This window comes from Methanoregula sp., assembly GCA_026625165.1.
Lineage (GTDB): Archaea > Halobacteriota > Methanomicrobia > Methanomicrobiales > Methanospirillaceae > MVRE01.
In genome coordinates, this window is sequence record CP112999.1 from 1,551,924 (window position 1) to 1,574,132 (window position 22,209).

21 protein-coding genes and 2 tRNA genes are annotated in these 22,209 nt (G+C 51.5%); 8 read left to right on the forward strand and 15 right to left on the reverse strand.

Features of this window, described 5'->3' with window-relative positions:
• Position 1: 1 nt before the first annotated feature.
• From OS112_08065 to OS112_08075, 3 genes are all read right to left on the reverse strand, one after another.
• Positions 2-490, reverse strand: coding sequence for a ferritin (locus OS112_08065; protein ID WAC04417.1), 489 nt, complete (start codon positions 488-490; stop codon positions 2-4).
• Positions 491-592: 102 nt separating this feature from the next.
• Positions 593-733, reverse strand: a complete 141-nt coding sequence (locus OS112_08070) for a YHS domain-containing protein (GenBank protein ID WAC04418.1) — start codon at positions 731-733, stop codon at positions 593-595.
• A 10-nt stretch (positions 734-743) separates the two neighbouring features.
• Positions 744-3,179, reverse strand: coding sequence for a heavy metal translocating P-type ATPase (locus tag OS112_08075; protein WAC04419.1), 2,436 nt, complete (start codon positions 3,177-3,179; stop codon positions 744-746).
• A gap of 185 nt (positions 3,180-3,364) precedes the next feature.
• On the opposite strand from OS112_08075, the gene OS112_08080 reads away from it, so the two are divergent.
• Positions 3,365-4,033 (forward strand): flavodoxin family protein, encoded by a 669-nt coding sequence (locus OS112_08080; GenBank protein WAC04420.1) that lies wholly within the window; start codon positions 3,365-3,367, stop codon positions 4,031-4,033.
• 49 nt (positions 4,034-4,082) lie between these two features.
• Here the strand turns inward: OS112_08080 and OS112_08085 are convergent, their stop codons facing one another.
• The 5 genes from OS112_08085 to OS112_08105 all read right to left on the reverse strand — a co-directional run bounded on the left by OS112_08085 (position 4,083) and on the right by OS112_08105 (position 7,218).
• Positions 4,083-4,343, reverse strand: coding sequence for a hypothetical protein (locus OS112_08085; protein WAC04421.1), 261 nt, complete (start codon positions 4,341-4,343; stop codon positions 4,083-4,085).
• A gap of 531 nt (positions 4,344-4,874) precedes the next feature.
• Positions 4,875-5,162, reverse strand: a complete 288-nt coding sequence (locus OS112_08090) for an NAC family transcription factor (GenBank protein WAC04422.1) — start codon at positions 5,160-5,162, stop codon at positions 4,875-4,877.
• A gap of 4 nt (positions 5,163-5,166) precedes the next feature.
• Positions 5,167-5,541, reverse strand: a complete 375-nt coding sequence (locus tag OS112_08095) for a cupin domain-containing protein (protein ID WAC04423.1) — start codon at positions 5,539-5,541, stop codon at positions 5,167-5,169.
• A 65-nt stretch (positions 5,542-5,606) separates the two neighbouring features.
• Complete coding sequence (locus OS112_08100; GenBank protein ID WAC04424.1) at positions 5,607-5,834, reverse strand: ferredoxin; 228 nt, start codon at positions 5,832-5,834, stop codon at positions 5,607-5,609.
• A gap of 112 nt (positions 5,835-5,946) precedes the next feature.
• Positions 5,947-7,218, reverse strand: a complete 1,272-nt coding sequence (locus OS112_08105) for an SLC13 family permease (GenBank protein WAC04425.1) — start codon at positions 7,216-7,218, stop codon at positions 5,947-5,949.
• Positions 7,219-7,452: 234 nt separating this feature from the next.
• Here OS112_08105 and OS112_08110 point away from each other — a divergent pair, with 234 nt between their 5' ends.
• Positions 7,453-7,941 (forward strand): hypothetical protein, encoded by a 489-nt coding sequence (locus tag OS112_08110; protein ID WAC04426.1) that lies wholly within the window; start codon positions 7,453-7,455, stop codon positions 7,939-7,941.
• A 126-nt stretch (positions 7,942-8,067) separates the two neighbouring features.
• Here the strand turns inward: OS112_08110 and OS112_08115 are convergent, their stop codons facing one another.
• On the reverse strand, positions 8,068-8,751 hold the full coding sequence (locus tag OS112_08115; GenBank protein ID WAC04427.1) for a 2,5-diamino-6-(ribosylamino)-4(3H)-pyrimidinone 5'-phosphate reductase: 684 nt from the start codon (positions 8,749-8,751) through the stop codon (positions 8,068-8,070).
• Between the two features lie 186 nt (positions 8,752-8,937).
• Between OS112_08115 and OS112_08120 the strand changes: the two genes are divergently transcribed.
• Entirely contained in the window at positions 8,938-10,755 is a 1,818-nt protein-coding gene (locus tag OS112_08120) for a PAS domain-containing sensor histidine kinase (GenBank protein ID WAC04428.1), read from the forward strand.
• Between the two features lie 126 nt (positions 10,756-10,881).
• Here OS112_08120 and OS112_08125 read toward each other — a convergent pair whose 3' ends face one another.
• The 3 genes from OS112_08125 to OS112_08135 all read right to left on the reverse strand — a co-directional run bounded on the left by OS112_08125 (position 10,882) and on the right by OS112_08135 (position 14,938).
• On the reverse strand, positions 10,882-11,319 hold the full coding sequence (locus tag OS112_08125; protein WAC04429.1) for a YkgJ family cysteine cluster protein: 438 nt from the start codon (positions 11,317-11,319) through the stop codon (positions 10,882-10,884).
• A 125-nt stretch (positions 11,320-11,444) separates the two neighbouring features.
• Entirely contained in the window at positions 11,445-14,777 is a 3,333-nt protein-coding gene (locus OS112_08130) for a PAS domain S-box protein (protein ID WAC04430.1), read from the reverse strand.
• 86 nt (positions 14,778-14,863) lie between these two features.
• A tRNA-Glu gene (locus OS112_08135) sits at positions 14,864-14,938 on the reverse strand.
• A gap of 189 nt (positions 14,939-15,127) precedes the next feature.
• Between OS112_08135 and OS112_08140 the strand changes: the two genes are divergently transcribed.
• Positions 15,128-15,523, forward strand: a complete 396-nt coding sequence (locus OS112_08140) for a type IV pilin N-terminal domain-containing protein (protein WAC04431.1) — start codon at positions 15,128-15,130, stop codon at positions 15,521-15,523.
• Positions 15,524-15,680: 157 nt separating this feature from the next.
• Positions 15,681-16,793 (forward strand): GTP-binding protein, encoded by a 1,113-nt coding sequence (locus OS112_08145; GenBank protein ID WAC04432.1) that lies wholly within the window; start codon positions 15,681-15,683, stop codon positions 16,791-16,793.
• Positions 16,794-16,825: 32 nt separating this feature from the next.
• Here the strand turns inward: OS112_08145 and OS112_08150 are convergent, their stop codons facing one another.
• Entirely contained in the window at positions 16,826-17,137 is a 312-nt protein-coding gene (locus OS112_08150) for a hypothetical protein (protein WAC04433.1), read from the reverse strand.
• Between the two features lie 261 nt (positions 17,138-17,398).
• Between OS112_08150 and OS112_08155 the strand changes: the two genes are divergently transcribed.
• Complete coding sequence (locus OS112_08155; GenBank protein WAC04434.1) at positions 17,399-19,543, forward strand: tetratricopeptide repeat protein; 2,145 nt, start codon at positions 17,399-17,401, stop codon at positions 19,541-19,543.
• Between the two features lie 184 nt (positions 19,544-19,727).
• Here OS112_08155 and OS112_08160 read toward each other — a convergent pair whose 3' ends face one another.
• Together OS112_08160 and OS112_08165 are read right to left on the reverse strand one after the other, a co-directional pair.
• A complete protein-coding gene (locus OS112_08160) occupies positions 19,728-19,850 on the reverse strand; it encodes a hypothetical protein (GenBank protein ID WAC04435.1) in 123 nt (40 codons plus the stop codon).
• Positions 19,851-20,004: 154 nt separating this feature from the next.
• Positions 20,005-21,126, reverse strand: a complete 1,122-nt coding sequence (locus tag OS112_08165) for a tRNA (guanine(10)-N(2))-dimethyltransferase (protein WAC04436.1) — start codon at positions 21,124-21,126, stop codon at positions 20,005-20,007.
• 61 nt (positions 21,127-21,187) lie between these two features.
• Here OS112_08165 and OS112_08170 point away from each other — a divergent pair.
• Positions 21,188-21,262, forward strand: a tRNA-Arg gene (locus OS112_08170).
• A 64-nt stretch (positions 21,263-21,326) separates the two neighbouring features.
• Entirely contained in the window at positions 21,327-22,169 is an 843-nt protein-coding gene (locus tag OS112_08175) for a geranylgeranylglycerol-phosphate geranylgeranyltransferase (protein ID WAC06158.1), read from the forward strand.
• Positions 22,170-22,209: the final 40 nt, after the last annotated feature.

Genomic DNA, 22,209 nt, shown 5'->3' on the forward strand with positions numbered 1-22,209 from the left:
GTTATTCCCGTTTCCCGAGCTCGTTGTCTAAGCAAAAGAGGTGCCCGGGAACATCGCCGATCGCCTTTATCTTTGCAAGGATCTCGCTTGCGTGCTCCTCTTCTTCCACCTGCTCTTTCACAAACCACTGGAGCATCTCGAATGTGGCATGATCTTTCTCTTTTACCGCGAGTTCTACGAGTGCATGGATCATACCCGTGACCTTCTGCTCGTGTGCATATACTTCCTCAAAGACCTTACCGGCCGATGCCCATTTCGCCTTGGGAGCTTCAATGGCAGGCAGGTTCGCTTTTCCACCGCGGGCATGGATATAGTCATAGATTTTGAAGGCGTGCGCCTGTTCTTCCTTTGCCTGGATACGCATCCACCTGGCAAATCCCTTCATGGTGCCGGTCTCAAAATATGCTGACATGCTGAGGTACAGGTATGCCGAGTACAGTTCGCGGTTGACCTGTTTGTTGAGCGCGTCTTCCATTGTCTTGCTTAACATCTTTTTTCGCTCCTTTAACTAACGACAGTGTTACTTTGTCCTCTCTTAATGCTTTCGAATATGGAATAAAAAAGAAGGGAAAATTAAACTTTTCATGATGTGTCAGGCATATTTGGCCGGGTCAGCATCAAACTTTTTCTTGCAGCCCGGGGCGCAGAAGTAGTACTTCTTTCCCTTGTAATCGCTGGTGAATTTTGCCGTCTTTTCGTCAACCGTCATCCTGCAGATTGGATCGATTGCCAAATGTTCCACCTCATGTTCTTCCTTGCTTTGCCGGAGGTATATACCTTTTGAGCAGCAGCGAGAGCGAAACGACAGTTACAGAACTTGCCGCCATCGCAGCTGCCGCAAGTTCCGGGGAGAACGTTATCCCAAAAAAAGGGTACAGGACGCCTGCACCGACCGGGATCAACGCGGTGTTGTAGGCAAATGCCCAGAATATGTTGCCCCGGATCCTGCCCATCACCTGCTTTGAGAGCTGGATAGCCGCTACCGCATCGAGCAGGTCATCCTTAATCAGAACGATGTCCCCGCTCTCGATCGCAACATCTGTCCCGCTCCCGATCGCAATCCCCACGTCAGCCTGCGCCAGTGCGGGGGCGTCGTTGATCCCGTCCCCGACAAAAGCGACGGCCTTCCCCTCCTGCTGGAGGGTTTTTACCATCGCTGCCTTTGCATCGGGGAGCACCTCGGCGATCACCTGTGTGATTCCTGCCTGCCGTGCAATCGCGTCCGCCGTGCGCCGGTTGTCCCCGGTGACCATGACGACCGCAATGCCCATATTGCTCATCTGGCTGACAGCGTCCTTTGAGCTCTCCTTGAGCGTGTCGGCGATAGCGATCATACCGGCAAACTGGCCGCCGGCTGATACCAGAACCACGGTCTTACCGTCTTTTTCAAAACCGGAAATCCGGGCTTCGGCATCCGCGGGGATTGCAACAGCGTTCTCCTGCAGGAGCACCCGGTTCCCTACAAGCACAAATTCGTTCAGGACCGTTGCCGCTACCCCCTTGCCACCGAACGTGGCGAAATGCTCTGCAGGCCCGCTCTTTGCACCCCGCTCTTCTGCCTTCCTCACAACGGCCTGCGCCAGAGGGTGGGCCGAGTTCTTCTCGACTGCCGCGGCAAAAGAGAGGAGGGTCTCTTCGGTGATTCCGTAAGGGACAAGGTCGGTCACTTCCGGTTTTCCCCGCGTCAGTGTGCCGGTCTTGTCCACAGCGACGGTCGTGACCTTCTCCGCGATCTCGAGCGCCTCGCCGTTCCGGATCAGGATTCCCAGCTCGGCCCCGCGCCCGACACCCACCGTCACAGCTGTCGGTGTCGCAAGCCCGAGTGCGCACGGGCAGGCAACCACGAGAACGGAGATAAGCGCCGTCAGCGCAAAGAGCAGCGTGCTGTGGAATACAAGATACCATGCCGCAAACGACGCAAACGCAATCACGAGGACAACGGGGATGAAGTACGTGACCGCCACATCCGCAATTCGCTGCACCGGAGGTTTGTTCCCCTGCGCCTCTTCAACGAGCCGGATGATCTGGGCGAGCACCGTCTCTTTCCCGACATTTGTTGCTCTGACCGAGAGGACTCCGTTCTGGCTGATGGTACCGGCAACGACCCGTGCCCCCTTTGCCTTCATTGGCGGGACGGGTTCACCGGTGATCATCGCCTCATCCACATAGCTCTCGCCCGCGACGACCTCCCCATCAACCGGGATCTTCCCGCCAGGCTTCACGATCACGATATCCCCGACAGTTACATCTTCAACCGGGATCTCGGTCTCGTTCCCGTCTCGGATGATGATCGCGGTCTTTGGCTTGAGCCCGATTAGTTTTTTGATTGCGTCCGAAGTCCTCCCCTTTGCCCGGGCCTCGAGGTACCGCCCGAGCATGAGGAACGATGCGAGCATGATCGCGGTATCATAGAACATGAACTCATGGGTGAGAACGATGGAGAACGTGCCCATCACCGATGCGGCAAACGAAACGCCGATCCCCATCGCATACATGACGTCCATGTTCAGCGTCCTGTGGGAGAGCGCGATCCACGCGGCGCGGAAGATGGGGTACGAGACGTAGATGAAGACAGGTGTTGCCACGATGAGCATCACGTACGGGAGCACGTGCATGGGGATGGGAAGCGGAACCCACATGGCGACCATCAGCGGGATGGAAACAGCAAACCCGATCGAAAACCGGAGGAACTTTTCCCGCAGGTCTTTTTCCCGGATCTTCTTCTCTACCTCCTCGCTTACTTCCTCGGAAAGCCCGATGTACTGGTAACCGGCATCCCCGATCGCCTTTTTCATGTCTGCAAGCGTCGTAATACTCTCGTTGTATGTCACGTACGCCTTCTCCGTTCCGAGGTTGACGGTTGCGACTGATACACCGGGAAGAGCACGGAGCGCGGCCTCGATCGTCTCGACGCAGGTGGCACACATCATCCCACCAACCTTGATCGTCGCCTGCCGGTTGATTACATCGTAGCCGGCGTCTTTTATCGCTCTTTCAAGGTCTGGAAGTTTCACTTTTTCCGGATCGAATTCAACATGCGCCGTGTCAGTGCCAAAGTTTACCTGCGCCTTTCCGACATCGTTGAGCCTTGAGAGGGATTCCTCGATATTGATGGCGCAGGTCGCGCAGTGCATGCCGGAAATTTTCAGTTCGGCTTTCTTCTTTTCAGGTTCGGGCATGGGCTCCTCCGCGAGGATTATACTATGAGGGGAAATTATCCTGCTCTTTGTACAAAAGGGTTGTGAGGGATCATGCTATCCTTCCTGTCCGGCCCATTATGGCCGGTTTTATTTTCGTGCGAAAAAGCCCTGCCACAGGAATAAACAGGAGGACGGATAATCCTTTACCGGAGATTCACCCTGTCATGAAAATCCTCGCCATCCATGGGAGCCCCCGGACGATCCGGAGCGGAACGCGAAAACTCGCCGGCTTTGTGCTGGAAGGAGCGGCAGACACCGGCGCGGAAACGGAGATGATCGATCTCGCGGATCTCCGGGTCACGCCCTGCACGGACTGCGAGGGCTGCAGGATGACCGGCACCTGCGTATTTGATGACGATGTGCCCGAACTCCTGTCACGTATGAGGGAAGCGGATGGGATCGTTTTCGGTTCACCGGTCTATATCGACAACGTCACCGGCCAGATGAAGATCTTTATCGACCGCCTCGCGGATGCAATCCACTACCAGCTGCTGGCCGGGAGATACGGGTGCGCCGTTGCTGTCACGGAGGAATCGGGCGGTAATGAGGTTGTCGCGTATCTCGAACACGTGCTCAATTACCTTGGCGTCATATCCGTTGGCGGCATCGGCATCGCAACACAGGGAGATGCCGGCGCGATCGATCGTGCGGAGCCGAATGCACGGGCGCTGGGAGAAAAACTTGCCGGCGCGATCCGGGACGGATATTCTGATCCTGCTCAGGAAAATATCCTTAGAGAAAACCGGCGGTACTTTAAAACAATCGTGGAAGCGGACCGCGACTTCCGCACAGCGGAATACGAGGAATGGAAAAGGAGGGGGTGGCTGGACTGAACGGCAAAGGATTTGCTAGAGGATACCGGAAAGAAGGTTTCCTGCCGGATCAGTCTTCCCGTCCCGGCTCTGATGGGGGCGTTGAGGTGACCTTCCAGTAAAATCCGGCCACACAGACGATGATCAAAACAGCTAACAGGATTGCGCTGAAGATATTTTCCGCAATATTTGTGCTGACCGATATATTCATGTGGACTATGTCATTGAAGATGCCGATCAACAAAGCGACAACCAAGAACAGGATTGCACCGGTGATTATGCCAAGGATCACCGCAGCGGCAACGCGGAGCGGATCTGGTTTTACGGTCATGTGAAATTCTCTAAAGCATGGTGAACCTTATTCATATAAAAACCCCGGGCACGGGTCCCGACTGTGCGAAAGTCAGGATCACGCCATTCTTCGCATAAATTGGGAGAGAATTCACCAATAATTGGTTATTTTGTCAAAATACGCATTTTAAACACACTATTTATGAATTTGAAAATCAGGGCAACAACGCGTTTCTGTGGCACGATAATCTGAAAAACGGACTGGACATCAGGTAAACCATACGAGGCCAAAAGAACGTTGCTAAATTGCACGGTTTTATCCCGCTATAAACGCGTATTTTTTGAAAATGCCCGATTAAAACAATATTTTCTGTCGGCGTGGACACCGCTTCCACTGGAGCGAAAAAGGCGGAAAGTTACCTGAAAATTTAAAGGCCGTATTAAGCGTATTTTGGCAAACGGGGCAAGATTTGGATCATGGGGTTGCGGGAAGTGTAATGTGAACTGAATCTAACTAACAAACTGATGGCATCAACGAACATTTGAATGAAGGATTAAAAAATGACTGCAATTATACAGATTCTGTTAAGAATTTTTTATATTCTTTCAGCAGCGCCGCCCCGTATGCTTCTTTCTTTTTTGTCGGTACGTAGTTGAGGGCCTGAGTCCGCTTCAGGAGTTCTTCGGTGATCGATGTGTCCTCAGTGAGTTTCAGCTTTTTTACTTCTGCCAAAATCCAGTCAAGCTGGTCAATGCCGGTCTCTTTCCCGTCAATTAAGATCATCTTGGTCTTGATCTTGTCGGGCGGGATGCCCCCGCAGATCGAGCAGTAGTACCCGTCCTTGTCGTCCCCGCCCATCTCATTACTCCCGTATCATCGTCAGGCTCATCTTGAACTTCGTGATCGCGGAAAGTGCGTGAGGGACGTTTGCCGGAAAAATAATCGTCTCTCCCTCTTTCATCTGGCATGTCTGCCCTGCAATCCAGACCTCGCATTCGCCCTCAAGGATCGTGACGAGCGCATCGTACGGCGTAGCGTGCTCGGAGAGCCCTTCGTTCTCGTCGAACGAGAAGAGTGTGATGTTGCCGGCTTTTCTCGAGATGATCATCCGGCTTGCGACCGTACCCTCGGCATAACTGACGAGATTTTTTAGGTTCAGGACTTTTCCCTTCAGATCCTCGCGCTTCTTATCCGCCTTTTCATGCTTATCCGGATCTTCAAACTTGTATTCCGCCATACCGTTTCTCCTCACAAAGATGTAGGTGTGATCTGGTAATATTACCTGACCTCATTTATTATTCCTTATGATTCCCCGATCCTGATGATCTGCACCGGACAGAGATCTGCAGATTCCCTGGCGCACGCTTCAAATTCTTCCGGTGGGATTCCCTTTGCAATGTTTCCGTTAACGCGATACTTCTCCACAATCTGGCTGAACGAGTCATCGGGGTTCTCTTCGAAAAGACCGGGACATGTCTTCTGGCACGTTCCGCAGCTGACACAGGTTCCGCGATCGATCTCAACCATCATAGTATCAATCCAGTCGCTGCATCCTTAAAAATTGTACCAGTTGGGGAACCTGCAGTATTTTTTCCCAAACCCAATTTGGAAACTTCTCTGTTTTTCTCTCGATACCAATCCTTTACATCAGGGCAAGAAACATCGCGTATACCGCCACCTGCAGGATCGTGAGCGGGATACCGGGCCGGGCAAATTCCCAAAACGTGAGCGTCTCCCCCTGCTTCTCGGCATTCTGGATAATGATGACATTGCTTGCCGCCCCTAGAATCGTAAGGTTGCCGGCAATCGTGCTCCCTGCGGCAAGAGCGAGGAGCTGAGCCGTTGTCCCTCCCGCCTGCATTATCATTGGCTGGAACAGGGCGACAAATGGGACATTTGAAATAAACTGGCTGATGACAACACCCGTTGCAAGGATCATCGGAACCGATGAAACTGCACCGGTTCCGACAAACGACTGGAAGAACCCGGTCTGCCAGACACTTGCCATTAGTACAAACATGGCAGCAAAGAAGACCAGCGTGTACCAGTCAATCCCGGACAGCACCTTTATCCGGTCACCTGATAATATCAGGACCGGAGCTGCTGCACAGAGTGCAATGAGCGGAAGCGCAATCGCAAACTCCCTGCCGGCAAGTGACAGCACAACGTTCACCGCAACCAGCGTGATGATGATGCCAAGCGAGCACTGGCAGATCCGCATGGAACGGGTATCAACGGGTTCAGGGGGTTGGTGCCGCAGCTGGCGGGACGAGAATTCTTTTCTATAGAATATCTTCAGGACTGCAAACGCGATGATGAGATTGATCAAGCTGGGAAGGGCAAGGTGCCATGCAAACGTGACAAACGGCGCTTGCATCCCGGTGTTCACCGCAACAAGAAGGTTCTGGGGGTTGCCGATCGGGCTCATCACGCTCCCTGTCGTTATCGCTACGGCAAGCGAGAGCAGGAGCAACTTTGGGGAAATGCCAGACCTTGCTGCAAGGGTAAGGACGAGGGGGGTGCCGATAATTGCCAGCGTGTCGTTCATGAGGAACCCGGAGAGTATGCCCATGAACAGGATGAGGGTGATGACGAGCCGGTCAACGGTTAATGCACGGCGGAAGAGCCGGTACGAGATGAACCCGAGATACCCGCTTCTGACCAGCGCTTCCCCTACGACAAACATGCCAAATAAAAACACCATGACATCGATGTTGATCGCCCGCACTGCATCGGCCGGGGTTATCTGGCCAGAGAGAATTACAGCCAGCGCTCCGCCAAGCATGATCTGCCATATCCTTAAGGTAAACCTGCCCACCTGACGCACCGCGATCAGCAGGAACACGGCTGCAAGGACGATAACCGGGATGTACGTATAATCCATGTATGAATGCGGGCTGATGAGGGTTGGCATCCGGTCCTTTTTGATTGTAACAGAGTAACACATTGTTGAAGTCAACAATCGACCGCATCAGAAAGTACTCTACCATGAAACCGGGTCCGGTTGATTCATGCAACCACTTCATCCGTACAAAAGGACCATGAAAGACAGGATTGAAATTGAACTGTTGACCAGATGTTAAAAAACAAAAGTTACCTGTTGTAAAAAGCGGAATTCTCAAATAGTCTTAAGCGAGAATTCCTGTGTATGAAAATCAAGCTCGTAGTCCCGGTCGTCACAGTTCTCGTCGCACTCCTTGTCGTCGCGGGCTGTACCGGTGGGGGAAGTCAGACAACCCCGTCACAAACAGCAGCTCCGACTCAAGTTCCCACGCTCGCCGTTTCAACAACCGTTTTCCCAACGGCTGCCGGCAGTTCAACCCAACCCGGCCCGACCCAGACGCTCCCTGCTGCAACTCCGGTCTCATTTTCAGTTGAAAAAGCTGGCACCTATTCGACAACAATCATCACAACCTTTGACGGTGGCAAAGGCATGAGCGGGGTAAGCAAGGTCGATGTCCGTGTCACCCGCGCTGATGGTACGGTCGTTACGGGGGTGCTCAAACCCTTAAAAGGCGAAACGGTTGAGCTGGAAGGGACCAAGGGCACGGACAGGGTTGAGGTTATCGTGACCATGAATACCGGCTCCGTGTACAAGGTCATCGACCAGCAGATGCCGTACAAGACACGTGGCTGATCTTAAAACATTCTTCATCTTTTTCTTTTTTTTTTAAAAATGGTTTTTTTCATCAGCGTGCCGACAAGAGAGAGAATTATCAAAACAGGTAAACCCGGAATGGGGTTATTATAAGAGATTCTTTAATTATTTTCCTCTCCTGACGTTCCAGTGAAGCAATACGCCATCACCCGTCTGACAGATATTACAAAGAGTAAGCCGGGGAAAATCAGCCTCGCCGATAAAACCGTTTCCATCGGAGAGTGTAGGAGCATCCTTCCCACTGATGATGATATTACCGACAAATGTGTACAATTCATCGACAAGCCCCTTTGCAAACAGTCCGGCGATCAGAGTACCGCCACCTTCCACCATAAGACGACGTACCCCCATCAGCGCCAGCTCTTCAAGCACCGATTCAAGGTCGACTTCATCCTTTCCGGCAACCACCACCTTTGAAAGTTTTCCTAACATGGCAACCTTTACCGGATCCGCCTGCTGCGACACCGCCACTACCCTCATGCCATCACCCTTACGGAGCACAGACGCATCAAGAGGGATGCGGGCAAAACTGTCTATAACCACCCGGACAGGATGCTCGTCTTTTCCCTGTTCTTTGCGTTTCTTCTTTAGATCATCAGATTTCACCGTGAGAGATGGATCGTCTGCAAGCACCGTCCCGATGCCAACCATCACGGCATCGCTTTCAGCCTTGAGACCGTCCACCCTTATAAAGTCCTCGGCGCCCGAGATCTTCACCTGCCGTCGCTCGCGGGTGGAGATCTTGCCATCTGCGCTCATCGCTACATTGACAACGACATGAGGGCGCATAAATGATCCTTTGATCCTCAGGGTATTATAGCAACCGGATGGACTGGAGCAGGACCAAAGAAACACCAGAGCGATACCGGATTTAAAAATCCTCACCATGAGGCTTGTACCAGAAGATTTCAACGGTTTTTTGCGGGTTTTTAGAGAATGTATTTATAAAAACAGCGTCAAAGAACTGGTATATACATGCATCGGTATATCGCCCTGCCGCGTTATTCCATCACCCATACTGACTTTGTCCGACTCTGCGTCATCGTCTCGCTCTCCCTTTCGAGCATTTTTATCAGCTCCCTTGCACTTGCACGGAATATCCACACGATTTCCCCCCAGCTTTTCTATTTCCCGATCATTTATGCAGCCTATTTTTACCGCCGCAGGGGGATCTATGTCGCCGGTGCCTGCGCAATCGCCTACCAGGCTGTCGCTTATTACTATATTTTTCCTGACACGTTCAGCATGGGATATGCAACAGGGCAGTCGGTGCTCTTCATATGCGTTGCCGCGGCAGTTTCATACTTTACCGAACGATTGACAACCAGTGAAGGCCGGTACCGGAGTATTTTTGAGAACTCACATATCGGGATCGTCTTTATTAACGTTGATACGCTCGCGATTACCCTTGCAAACGGACATCTGGCAAAGATTTTGGGATATTCTCCTGACGAACTGGGAAAATTGACCATATCCCAGCTCTTCTATTCGCGGGATGAGCAGCGAAGATTTTTAAAACAATTAGGATCGGCGAGCCAATCGACCGGTATGGATACCCGGTTTGTGACAAAGAAAGGCGATCCAATCCGGGTCAGACTGTCGTGGGGGAAGCCTTCCGGGAACCAGGTGAGCCTTTCGGTTGTCGATATCAATGAGTTAAACCTCAACCTGCAGACAAACCTCACGTCCCTGAGTCAGAACGGGTTACTGATGGATACAACACCTGTCGGAATGGTGATCACCAACAACCGGAAGATTGTTCGTTCCAACCCTTCCTTCAACTCATTTTCAGGATACAGGGGTGAAGATCTGGCCGGAAAGGATCTTGTCATGTTCGTCCATCCTGATGACCGGAAGGAGTTTAGTGACCTGGTATCAAGGTCAACGGGGAAGACGCAGGTTTTGATAAACCCGGAGTTCCGGTTCCTCACCAAATCAGGCGTGATCAAACGGGCGACACTGTTTTTCACCCCGTTTAATGATGACGGGATCCCTTCGGTACTCATCACGATCATGGATATTTCCGAACGCGAGAGCCTCAAAGAACAGATCCGGCAGGACAATGAACGGCGGCGCGGGGTCATTACCAATGTGGCGCACGAGCTGCGCACGCCCCTCCAGCCCATCATCGGGTACCTTGATATGCTTATTGCAGACCCCGAAGAGTTTGGCATTTCCGAAGATACGAAAAAGATCCTTGGGCGGTGCCTCCAGAGCGCGGACCGGGAGCGCCGGATTATCAACCAGATGATTGACTTCTCTGTGATCGATTCCGGAAAGCTCCCGATCAATTATTCAACTTTTTCTGTCCGGGAACTCTTAAAAAATATCAGCAATGCAAGCGGGTACTCTATGAAGGCTGATATTGCCTGTGATATCCCGCACGGTCTCACGTTTATAGGTGATGCACACAAGATTTCGATTGTCATTGACTCGATACTTTCAAATGCGGTAAATTATTCCACACCTCCCCGGAAGGTAAAGATCACCTACAACTCGTCTGCCGATGACACCTATCACCGGCTCGCCATCCGGGACAATGGAATCGGCATCACGGAAGCCCAGCTCGATGAGATCTTCGAGCCCTTCCATCTCGCTGACGCAGACCTGTTGAGCCGGAAGTATGAACGGATCGGACTCTCGCTCTCGATAGCAAAGGAATACATCCGGATGCATGGGGGTTACATCAGCGTCGACAGCGTCGTCAACCATGGCAGCACGTTTACCCTCCATATCCCAAAAATTCCTCATGAGGATGTCATCACGCCTGAATCCTTTGACCTGTGGTTGTGAAATTGAATCAACCATGTCCAGAGCGCAGGATAAATGCAGGGGGTGATGCGATTAGTCGTTTCAATAGTTCCGGGAAACAATATCTTATCGATTGAAAATCGCATTGACAGAGTGAACAGCCGGAGATTAGTCCGGCAACCGGCTCTTCCCGTTCCGTCTCTTTAACGCCCTGCATTTGTTAAAATAGGTTTCACCCCAGATCCAGGGCTGGTAGGTGCCGCACATATGGGGTTTGATATCGTGGATGCTGCAGAGGTATCGCTTCCTGCCGACGCGGCGCAGGAACGGGCAGACAGCGGGATAGTCGTGGGTGACCGGGTCGCGCATTTCCACGGTGACAACATCGTGCAGCTCATCGGGCGCAAGGTCCGAGCAGTTCACCCATGATCCATCGTTTTTACAGGCAGCGAAGTTCCGGAGGATGTCCTGCCTCCCCTGTTCGATCCAGCCAAACAGGTTCTCAGCCGTAGGTGTGATGCTGTCCCCAAAGATCCTGCAGCAAAGCCCACACTGTTCGCATGGTTCATCGCAATCCTGATGACCGTCTTCCTTGTGACCGTCCATTCCTGTCTTTAATTATTTATCCGCACATCTGGATAAGGTTTGATATCCTGCATAAGCAGAGTTACGAAAATAAAAGAAAGCACCGGATGAAGGTTTAGGGATCCATGATTTTGGGACCGGGGGATTCACACTTCCCGGGACTTTTTTTCTTTGAGCAAAATATCAAACCGGGTACCCCTGTCCCGGTGCAATTCAATCGTCCCCATAAGTTGTTCGACAAGGCTTATTACAAGTTTTAAGCCAAGCGACTGGGAATTTCTCCAGTCAAGGTCAGCAGGAATTCCTACTCCGTCATCGGTAAAGACGACACTGATTATATCGCCGTCTTTTTTGATATTAAGAGAGATTCTACCCGTTCTCCCTTCAGGGAACGCATACTTCAGTGCATTTGAGAAGAGTTCATTGATGATAAGCCCCATCGGAATCGCGGTATTAATGTCTACAAACATATTTTCGACATCAATATCAAGGCTGATCGATTTCAGGCTGAACCCATAGAAATGGAATAGGATCTGGGTAATATCCCGGATGTACCCGGCAACATTGATCTTTGAGATATCATGTGTCTGGTAGAGCCTTTCATGTACCATCGCCATTGCTTTGACCCTGTTCTGGCAGTCACGGAGCGCTTCAAGGCTTTTTGCATCCTTCACGTACCGTGACTGCAGGTTGAGGATGCTGATGATGATCTGCAGGTTATTTTTAACCCGGTGGTGGATCTCACGGAGGAGAATAACTTTTTCATCCAGCGATTGCTGGATCTTGTGTTCCGCTTCCTGATGATACCGGATCTCATCTTCAAGCAACAGGTTGGTTTTTTCAAGTTCCGATGTCCGTTCCTTCACTTTGTCCGCCAGCTCTTCGGTAAGCGTGCGGAGAGCCTCCTCCGCCTGTTTACGATCGCTGACATCCCGTATCGATTCAATCGCCCCGATGACGTTGCTCTGTGTGTCATAGAGAGGCGACGCAATGAACCAGAGATGGGCCCCTTTCCCATCGTAGAGACGCTCGATGAAAATTTCTGAAATGAACTGGTCTCCTTTCTTCTCAATTTTGGTATACTTTTTCTTGATCTCCTCGTCTTCTTTCAAAACAAGGTCAATAAGTATCGGGCGTTTCTCGCCGTAAAACGGGATGCCGTACTCATGGTCCCCCCTGCCAAGCATATCCTGAGCACTGACACCGGTCATCTTTTCGATCGCACGGTTCCAGGCGATTATTTTCCTCTCACGGTCGATTGCAAATGTGGCATCGGGAATGAAATTGATGATATCAGCAAGCTGGCGTTCTGAATTCCGGAGAGCTTCTTCCGCCAGTTTTTTATCAGTCGTGTCCCTTCCGACTGACTGGTATTCAACCACCCTGCCATCCTTATCAAAGATTGTACGATCGCTCCACCGCTGCCACCTTATCTCCCCGGACGGCATGACGATGCGGTGTTCGATAATCTCAACAGGATTAGCCGGTGTGAGCCGGGCAAGATGCTCCTTCATCAGACGGGCATCATCTGCAGGTATGACCACACAGTGATGCCTGCCTATACATGCCTGTTTATCCAGCCCGAAATATTTACAATATGCATCGTTGACAAAAGTGAGCCTGCCGTCAGATGTAAAACGGCAGATAAACTCGGTCTGGTCTTCGACCACATTCCGGTAACGTTCCTCGCTCTCGCGGAGTGCGTCTTCAGCCCGTTTTCGTTCCAGAACTGGCCGTGTGGTGATCACAATGCCATCCACTCCTGCAACTCCTGTGAGGTTTACCCCGATCGCTTCAACAGGGATATAGTGCCCATCTGCCTTCCTTATCCGGAATTCTGTCGGGGCGCCGGGGTTTGTCCGTGCATATACCTCATCAAGGGATTCCCGCACCCGATCCCGGTCATCAGGGTGGATAAACTCAACAGGATGTTTCCCGATAACTGAACCGGGGGGATACCCGAGGATTCTCTCCGAAGAAGGGGAATCATAGATGATCGTCTGGTCCCTGTCAAGGATCCTGATAATATCCGTAGAGTTCTGGATCAGCGACCGGAACCGTTCTTCGCTCTCAGCGAGAGCCTGTTCTGCGATCCTCCGTTCAAATCGTTCAAGGAAGGATGCAACAAGATCTGCGACCGATGCTACAAAATCCTGTTCGGGAACCGACCATTCTCTCGTAAGTCCGGTATGCTCATGAGAGATTATGCCTGCGATCTGCCCCCCCTGCCGGATCGGGACATCCAACTTGGACGTGATACCAAGAGGGACAAGGTATGTATCGGTAAACTCCGTTGTGCGTTCATCATTGAGGGCATCGGTTGCTGCAATCGTCCGGTCATTATCGAGTTCCTTAAAATACCGGGGATAATCTGCCCGTTTGAGACGCATTCTGCAGGAATATCTGTCTGCTGTCCGGTCATAGGACTCATAGCAGACCATTTCAGACCGGTCATCTGATAACCTCCAGAAGCTCACCCGGGCAATGCCGAGCGTTGTTGCATCGATCTCCGCAACCTTACGGAAGAATTCATCAGGGTCCCCCGGCTGCATCTTGCTGATCTGGAGGAGTGCTTTATGGGTACGCAGGGAAAAACGGGTCAGCCATTTCTCTTCTTCTTCGTTTTCTTTGTTTTCTGTAATATCATTAAAAAAATTGAGCGATGCTGGGGTTCCTTCCCAAGTTATTTTTACCGTCCTGACCTCCAGCCATCGATTCACTCCTGATTTGGTAATAATCCTTAACGTGTAGGAAGACCGGATGTTGCCCGATTGTATCCCTCCCTTGTGCCGGGATAACAATTCCCTGTCGTCCGGGTGAAGGAATGTGTCAAAAGGCCTGCCCCCAAGCTCCTGTTCGGAATATCCGGAAATTTCACAGCATTTCGGGTTGACAAAAACAAAATAATTGCCCTGGATGATTGCGATGCCTTCGTTTGCGTTCTCCACGATAAGCCGGTACCGTTCCCGGGTATCCCTGAGTTTTTCTTCTGCCTCTTTTCGCTCCGTGACATCCGTGACAACCCCTTCAATTGCCTCAGGGTGCCCCTGTTCATCACGGAGGATGTTGAAACGCTGGTGGAGCCAACGGGTTACCCCTGATCTATGGATGATCGGAAATTCATAAAATGGAGGGACCTCACCCCCGGCCAGTTTGTTCTTTGTGTCAATGAGCTGGTCGCGAAACAAAGGATGAATGATATCTTCAATAAACCATGGTTTCCGGTAAAAGTCCTCCGGTGTGTACCCGGTAATATCCAGCGCAGCAGGGCTCACGTATTCAAAACGTCCCTCTGGAAGGGATATGTGATAGATGATTTCCGAAGAGTTTTCAGATATAATAAAAAAATTTTCCAGCGGGTCTTTTCCTGATATCTTTTTTTCTTTAAAATCCGGTAGCTTATGGATTTTCAGACCTTTTTTTTGATGTGTTTTGGATTTTTTCGGATTATTATTTTTATTTTTTTTTAATTTTCGCATGTAATTGAATATTATCGAATTATCTCATCAATCTTGGGGTTGGTCAGCAAACTAAGATAATTATTAATAGATCGATCAAAAAGGAGTGCTGCTATGGGGATTCGAACCCCAGTCGCGAGCGTGAGAGGCTCGCATGATTGGCCGGACTACACTATAGCAGCCTGCTCATCTAGGTGGGTGGTTCGTGCACTTAAATGTTGTTTTACGGGAGAATGATCTGGTTTTGATCCCGTTTTTTCTGATATCGCCACCATGCTCCCCCCCTATCATGAAACCAAAAAATTTTCATCAGGTAAAGGACGATACAAAAGATAATTAACCGTTGCATCACACGTATCTCGTTGATAGATATGGTCAATAACAGAAATGAACGAGCTGTATCAGAAGTGATGGGGACGATCCTGATGGTCGCTCTTGTAGTGATCCTTGCCGCGGTTATTGGTTCAATGGTGTTTGGTCTTGTTGGAATCATGAAGAATCCCAATCTTGTCGGAGTGTCCGCAGTCAAATTCAATACTACCCATGTCCTTGTGACATTCACTGGCGGAGAGAAAGCTGACCAGTTGTACAACCTGACTGTTTCGATGAATGGTGGTTCCCCACAACCCATGACCCAGGGAACCAAATCCATGACCGTGGGGAACTCATCCTTTTTCAGCGGTGCCACCTCCGGGAGCGATCATCTTGTTATCGTTGGGTATTTCGCTGACGGGACACAGCAGGTCATCATGGATACCTACCTGTAATTCCAACCCCCTGTTTTTTCCCGAAATTCGCAAAAAAAAGTTTGGATTGCATAACCCATTCTTATCCCCACCTCTTTATTATTCCAGACGACAATAACTGGAGACGAGTGGCAGCCAAACGATCCCTGTGCGATCGCCTTGTTGCCGGGGTGTCCTGATGAGTGGCCTTGAGGATCAGATCCGCGAACTGGAGGATGAGCTCCAGCGGACGCCCTACAATAAAGCCACGTCAAAGCATATCGGGAGGGTAAAGGCAAAGATCGCACGGCTGCGGGACGAGGCAGTCACCCGCGCGATGAAAGCCGGTGGGGGCGGCGAAGGGTACTCGGTCAAGAAATCAGGAGACGCGACTGCCGTGCTTGTCGGGTTCCCTTCGACAGGTAAGAGTACTCTGCTCAACCAGCTGACCGGGACGCAGAGTGCCGTGGCAGCATACGCTTTTACCACCCTCACCGTTGTCCCCGGTGCGCTTGAACACAAAGGGGCAAAGATCCAGATCCTTGATATTCCCGGGCTCATTGCCGGTGCCGCGATGGGGAAAGGGAGGGGAAAAGAGGTGATCGGAGTCGTGCGCAGTGCCGATATCATTGTTATCCTCGTTGATGTCTTCAACCAGCAGCACGTTGATGTTCTAATAAAAGAGTTGTACAATGCAGGGATACGGATCAACTGCAAAAAACCTGATATCACCATCAAGAAGACCGCGTATGGTGGCGTACGGTTGTCCGCTGTGGGGACGCTGGACCTTGACATCGATGAAGTCCGGTCAATCCTTGCAGAAAGCAAGATGATGAACGCCGAAGTCCTTATCCGCGGCAATGCGACACAGGAGGATTTTATCGACGCCGTACAGGGCAACCGCATCTATGTCCCGGCGTTTATCGCTGTGAACAAGGTCGACCTTGTTGAGCAGGAGACCTCGGACACAATCGAGCGGAACCTGTTGCAGCGGTTCAAAATCCCGCCGATCATGATCTCTGCACAGGCGGGCTTTCACATGGAGGAGCTCAAAGATGCAATCTACGATTCACTCGGGTTTATCCGTGTCTTTTTAAAACCCCATGGCGAGGAGGCGGATCTCAAAGAGCCGCTCATCATCAGGAAAGGAAGCAACGTGCAGGACGTCTGCACCAAGCTCCACCGGGATTTTGTGCACCGGTTCCGTTATGCCCGCATCTGGGGAAAATCCGTCAAACACCCGGGACAGCGTGTCGGGCTCCCGCATAAACTCAGGGACGGCGACCTGCTCACCATTATCATTGAACACTGACCGTTACCGGCATTTATCTTTTCAAATAAGGATTATTTCTTGATCCCACCCTGCGACATGGTTTTTCCCTGTTCCAGTGTTTTGGTCATATCCTGCGCATATGTTGTATTGCTGATCCCAAGCACGTTCATGACATCGTGAACAAGGGAAAGAATTGCGTCCACGCAGGCATTCAGCCATTCCATCATCTCAGTCATGGATTCCTTGGTACCGGGCAGGGCAGTCCCTTTCTGAGGGACTGTGACATTCAAGCTCTGGGCTTTATTAATTATATCGTCATCTGCCGATCCTGCTGCTGATGTAGGAACTGTAAGAACAACAAAGATGAACAAGATAAAAACCAATGGTAAAATCCTCATACAGGAGCATCCTAACCCTACACCTTTTATCGGGATTTTTTTGTATAAAAAGGTAATTATTTCATCATGCAGAATTCTGCAGCACCATCCAATGTCCGATGAGTGTCCCGAGATAATCACATTGCCACAGGGGAATTCCGGACATCAAAATTATGGGAGGCAACCTTGTGGTTCTCCCGTCTGCCTAATTTATATAATGTGCTGGAACAATTACACTGCTAGGGACGATAAAAGGAGTCGGGCGGATTGGGCATCTTTGATAAGGTTCTCCCTCATCATAAGGCTAAAGAAGATCAGCCAGCAGCCCATCACGCAGACAAACCCGCACACCACGCGCTCGGGGCGTCAACTGGGGCTCTTGAATATGACCCCCAGAGCGTGACATTCTGGATACGCAAGGGGCACAACCATTGTTCTGTCGGCGAGAGCAGTGAAGCATTTTTATGCTACGAGAAAGGGCTCGCGATCGAGCCTGATAATGCTGACCTCTGGGTTCACCGCGGGATTGCGTTGGGAAACCTTGGGAAATGCACCGAAGCCATTTCATCCTTTGATAAAGCCCTGGCATTAGACCCCGCGAATGTAAATGCAGCTCTTAACCGTGGGGTGGCACTCGGGGCAATCGGGAAGTGCGAGGAGGCACTGGGCGCATTTGACAGGACGCTTCAGGGGAACCCTGATAATGCTCTTGCATGGTACAACAAAGGCGTCGCCCTGCTCCTTTTAGGAAAACAGGGGGAAGCAACCAGTGCATATGAAAAGGCTTTTGAGATAAGCCCTGATCTCCCGGTCATTCCTGAAAATATCCTCACCATGTTAAACAAGAGTGCCATCCTTGAGAACGTCGGAAAGAATGAGGAGGCACTGCAGGTGCTCGACCAGGCGCTTTCCGTGAACCTGAAGTGCACGGAGTGCTGGATACGCAAGGGCAGGATTTTCAGGAAACTAGGCAAGTTCAAGGAGGCAGTCTGGGAGATAGAGCGTGCGATCGCGGCTGCCCCCCATGACACGGTTGCACTTGAAGAACTCAGGATAACTCTCATCGGTCTGGGAAAACTTGAAGGCGCGGTGTGGGCATTTGAAAAAGCGCTTGAGCTCAACCCAAATGATCCCGACGCATGGTGCGGCAAAGGTGATACCTGTTTTGCGCTCGGGAACCCTGCCGAGGCTCTTGCAGCGTTTGAAAAAGCGCTCGCGCTGGACCCGAATAATATCCCGGCACTCACCGGCACGGCAGATATCTTCCGGAAGACTGGTGAACATGCACTTGCAGTCGGGAAATACGATGCTGTGCTTGATATCGATCCCTCGCGTGCCCGTTGCTGGTACCACAGGGGGATCTGCCTCCAGACACTTGAAAACTACAAAGAAGCGCTTGCATCCTACCGTAAGGCGATCTCGCTGGGGCTTGATGATGCGGACCTGTATTACGGAGAGGGGGTTGTGCTCTCAAGCCTCTCATGGCACCTTGAAGCATCTGATGCATTCACACGGTGCCTCAAGAAAAACCCCAATAATGCGGTGGCATGGTATAACCACGGAGTTGTCCTTGAAAAACTGGGACGTCACCAGGAGGCACTTGCTGCATATGACCATTCGATTGCCCTTGATCCGGCAAGCATCTCTTCATGGTACAACAAGGGCGTTGTGCTTGAAGCGCTGGGGAAGGATGAAGATGCGATAAAGGCATACGACCATGTCCTCTCTCTCGATCCCAATAACGAACATGCCATCTTTAACAAAGGCGTTGCTCTCGAGCATCTTGGGAAAGAGACAGAAGCAGTCCACGCCTTTACCCGGGCACTCGACATCGATTCCCGGGACAAGGAGGCCCTTCTTGCAAAAGGGATGGCACTGGAGCATCTCGGAAAAATGGATGAGTCCCTGCAATGTTACGATGAATCCCTGTCGCTTGACGAGAAGAATGTCTGTGCATGGGAGCGCAAAGCCGAGATCCTTGAAAAGGAGGAGAAATATTTCGAAGCAGCGGAATGTTACGAACGCGCAATCTCCCTTGACCCGAACCTTACGGAGGCCCGGGAAGGCCTGAGCCATCTCCAGCCATGCCTTGACATTATCTGCACAAAAACCCGGAAAAACCCGTCGGGGTGGTTTACCATGGAGATGCTTTTAAAAAATACCGGTAAAGCGTTTGCCTACGATGTTTCCATGAGTATCCCTGCATGTGAGGACGTAAAAATTCCCAAAACCTTTGTTGTCGCTAACGGGCAGGAGAAAAGCGTTGTCGTCCATGTGTTGCCCGGGATAAAATCCAAGGATATAGTAGAGATCTGCACCCTCTACCATAACGGTATTGGCAAGAATTATGAACAGAAACTCCCTGTCCCGCTGGTGGAAAAAGACGGAGGGGAAAACCCGGAACCCCGATAAAGGATACTGCAAAAAACCTTCCGGCACTTTTTTAACGATGGGAAAAACCCGTTCACTTCCTTCCTCTGATCATCCCGATAAGGATGAGTGCGAGGCCGAGTATTGAGATAAGAATCGCCGGGGATTTTCGGATAAAAAACGCAAGCGACGGCTCTGATTCCAGCCCGGAGATGAGCAGGGAGCCTTAGGTCGAGGTAAAGGAGATGATGTCATTGGAAAACAGGAATTCTCCGGGGAGGACAAACGCGATGATCCCGATGATCAGTGCGATGATCCCGAGCATTTTGGCGAGTCGGGCAAGGGTCACGGTGCTCCTGATAAGGGGTGATGGTGCAGGAACAATATAGTTTTTGGAGATAAAGGGGGAGAGACAGGAAAGCTGTTTCAGATATGATATGCCGATAACGGGATATTGGCAAGGTACCCGGTCTTTATTATGTCAGGTAGTTTCCATCATCTGATCACCGATCACGTATCGCTGCCGAGATCGCATCAACCGGCGCATCCGTCTTGATCCCATACCCTGAATAATGGGTTCGGGTCGCAGCGAACCCCTGCGAAGCAAGACGTCCAATAACCGTTGTGATCTCCGGTGGCGACACGCTGAGCCATTTCGCAAAGACATGGTAATCGTAATGGGACGATGTGTCAAGCTCCCCTGCACAGATCGCAAGGAGTCTTGTTAGATCCTTTTTTGTCCCCAGTTCCATGCCCTCAATCCGTTCCTGCATCCGTGCAAGGAGCGGCCGGTCATTGATGCTGCCAAGCCAGAGTGGGCCTATGGGCTCCATGAGTCCGCCGCAGTGCGGGCATGCATTTTTTTCCGCAATTATACCCGGTGATTCTTTCCGGTAAGGGCATGTTTTGCACTGGAGCACAAAACCGATCCGGGCAAGCGTGCGGTCAGCTGCACGTGCACCGCCGACAAGCCGCAGGTGGAGCCGGAAGAAGTGCTCACGGGCAAAACAGAAGAGCGGTTCGATCCCCCGGTCGTACTTGATTGTTTCCCGTGCAGCAAAACCAAGAAGAACGCGCAACCCGACCTCCGCATGGAACTCGGTATTTCTTGGGGTGGCGAAGTACCGGCGCATTCCCGCCTTCAGGTGAGCCCCGCAGAGTGGTGCCGTATCGGTGGCAGTCAAAAAAAGATACCGGCGTGCTCCTCGTATCCCGGCATCGGCAAACGGGGCAGGAGTGCCAAAAGGGTCGATGTCAACGGCATCAAACCGTCGTTCCGAGAGCAGTGCCCGTGCATCCCGTCGCACAAACTCGATGGGCAAACCGGTATGTTCAATGTTCTTTTCAATGAGGGCGATTGCTTCAGGGTCACGGTCGTTGATTGTGACATGAACCCCGCATTCACGGGCAATCCGGATCCCCCTTACCCCGGTCGCTCCCATTGCATCGAGGTAATCCTTGGGAGCAGGTTCAACGCAGGTGCAGAAAAGGACGGTTGCGTCGCGGTTCAGTTCCATACGACGGTTGAAAAAGACAGCGCCGGTGTTGGGAGGGAAACTGGTCGTGGCATCCTGCACCGGAACAAAAAACGCAGTCCTGCCTTCCGTCGCCTCAACAAGTTCCATTTCAGCAGGACTGTTCGGGCTCAAAAACCTTATACATATGCCTCGGCAAATGGTATGGGGAGGGCGAGTGGCTTAGCCCGGACATAGCGTCAGCCTCCTAAGCTGAATGCCGGGGGTTCAAATCCCCCCTCGCCCGTCAATAATTCACATTTCTTCTCGAGCAGTTTAATAGGATGTCAGTCAAAATAGTTGATTGCGCCATGAGCCTTCAGGGATATATTGCCATCACCCGCCCTCTCAACGCGGTTGTCTCCGGTCTTGCAGCAGCTCTCGGTTACCTGATTGCGACGGGCACACTCATCCCTGCGACCCTGATCCTTATCCCCATTGTGATACTGATCACAGCTGCCGGTAATGTCATCAACGATTACTTTGATGCAGATATTGATGCAATCAACCGCCCACGGAGGCCTATCCCATCCGGTGAAGTAACGCGGACTTCTGCCCGGTCGTATGCAATCATCCTCTTTTTAGCTGGCGTCCTCCTCTCCCTGTTTACCAACCCGCTCTGTATTGCTATCGCCATCTTCAATTCCCTTCTCCTCATCGCATATGCCGGCAGGCTGAAACGTGTGCCGGTGTCCGGCAATATCGCCGTCTCCTGCCTAGCTGCCAGCATCTTTTTATTTGGCGGGGCGTTCGCAGGGATTGGGGGTCTGGTACGGAACCTGCCGCTTGGGACCATCACGTTCTTTGCAATGATGGCGCGGGAACTGCTCAAGGATGCTGAAGATGTCAAAGGCGATGCAGCGGGAGGCGCTCGTACGCTTCCCATGAATATTGGGATCAGGAGCACCGGCCGGATTGCCTTTTCCTGCGGAGTCATTGCGATCTGCGTAAGCCTTCTCCCCGGCCTTTGGTGGGGCAGCATTTATGTCGCGGGGATCGGGTTTGTTGACCTGTTCATCCTTGCCGGTATTTCCCGCGTCCTTCCTTGTGAAACCCCTGCCTGTGTCACGGCATCCCGGGCAACAACCATGCTCAAAGCCGGCATGTTCGCATCGCTTATCGTCTTTGCGCTTGCCGCAGTGTTTATGAAATAACCAATCCTCCGGCCCTTTAGCACCCAAGCAACAGGTTTAT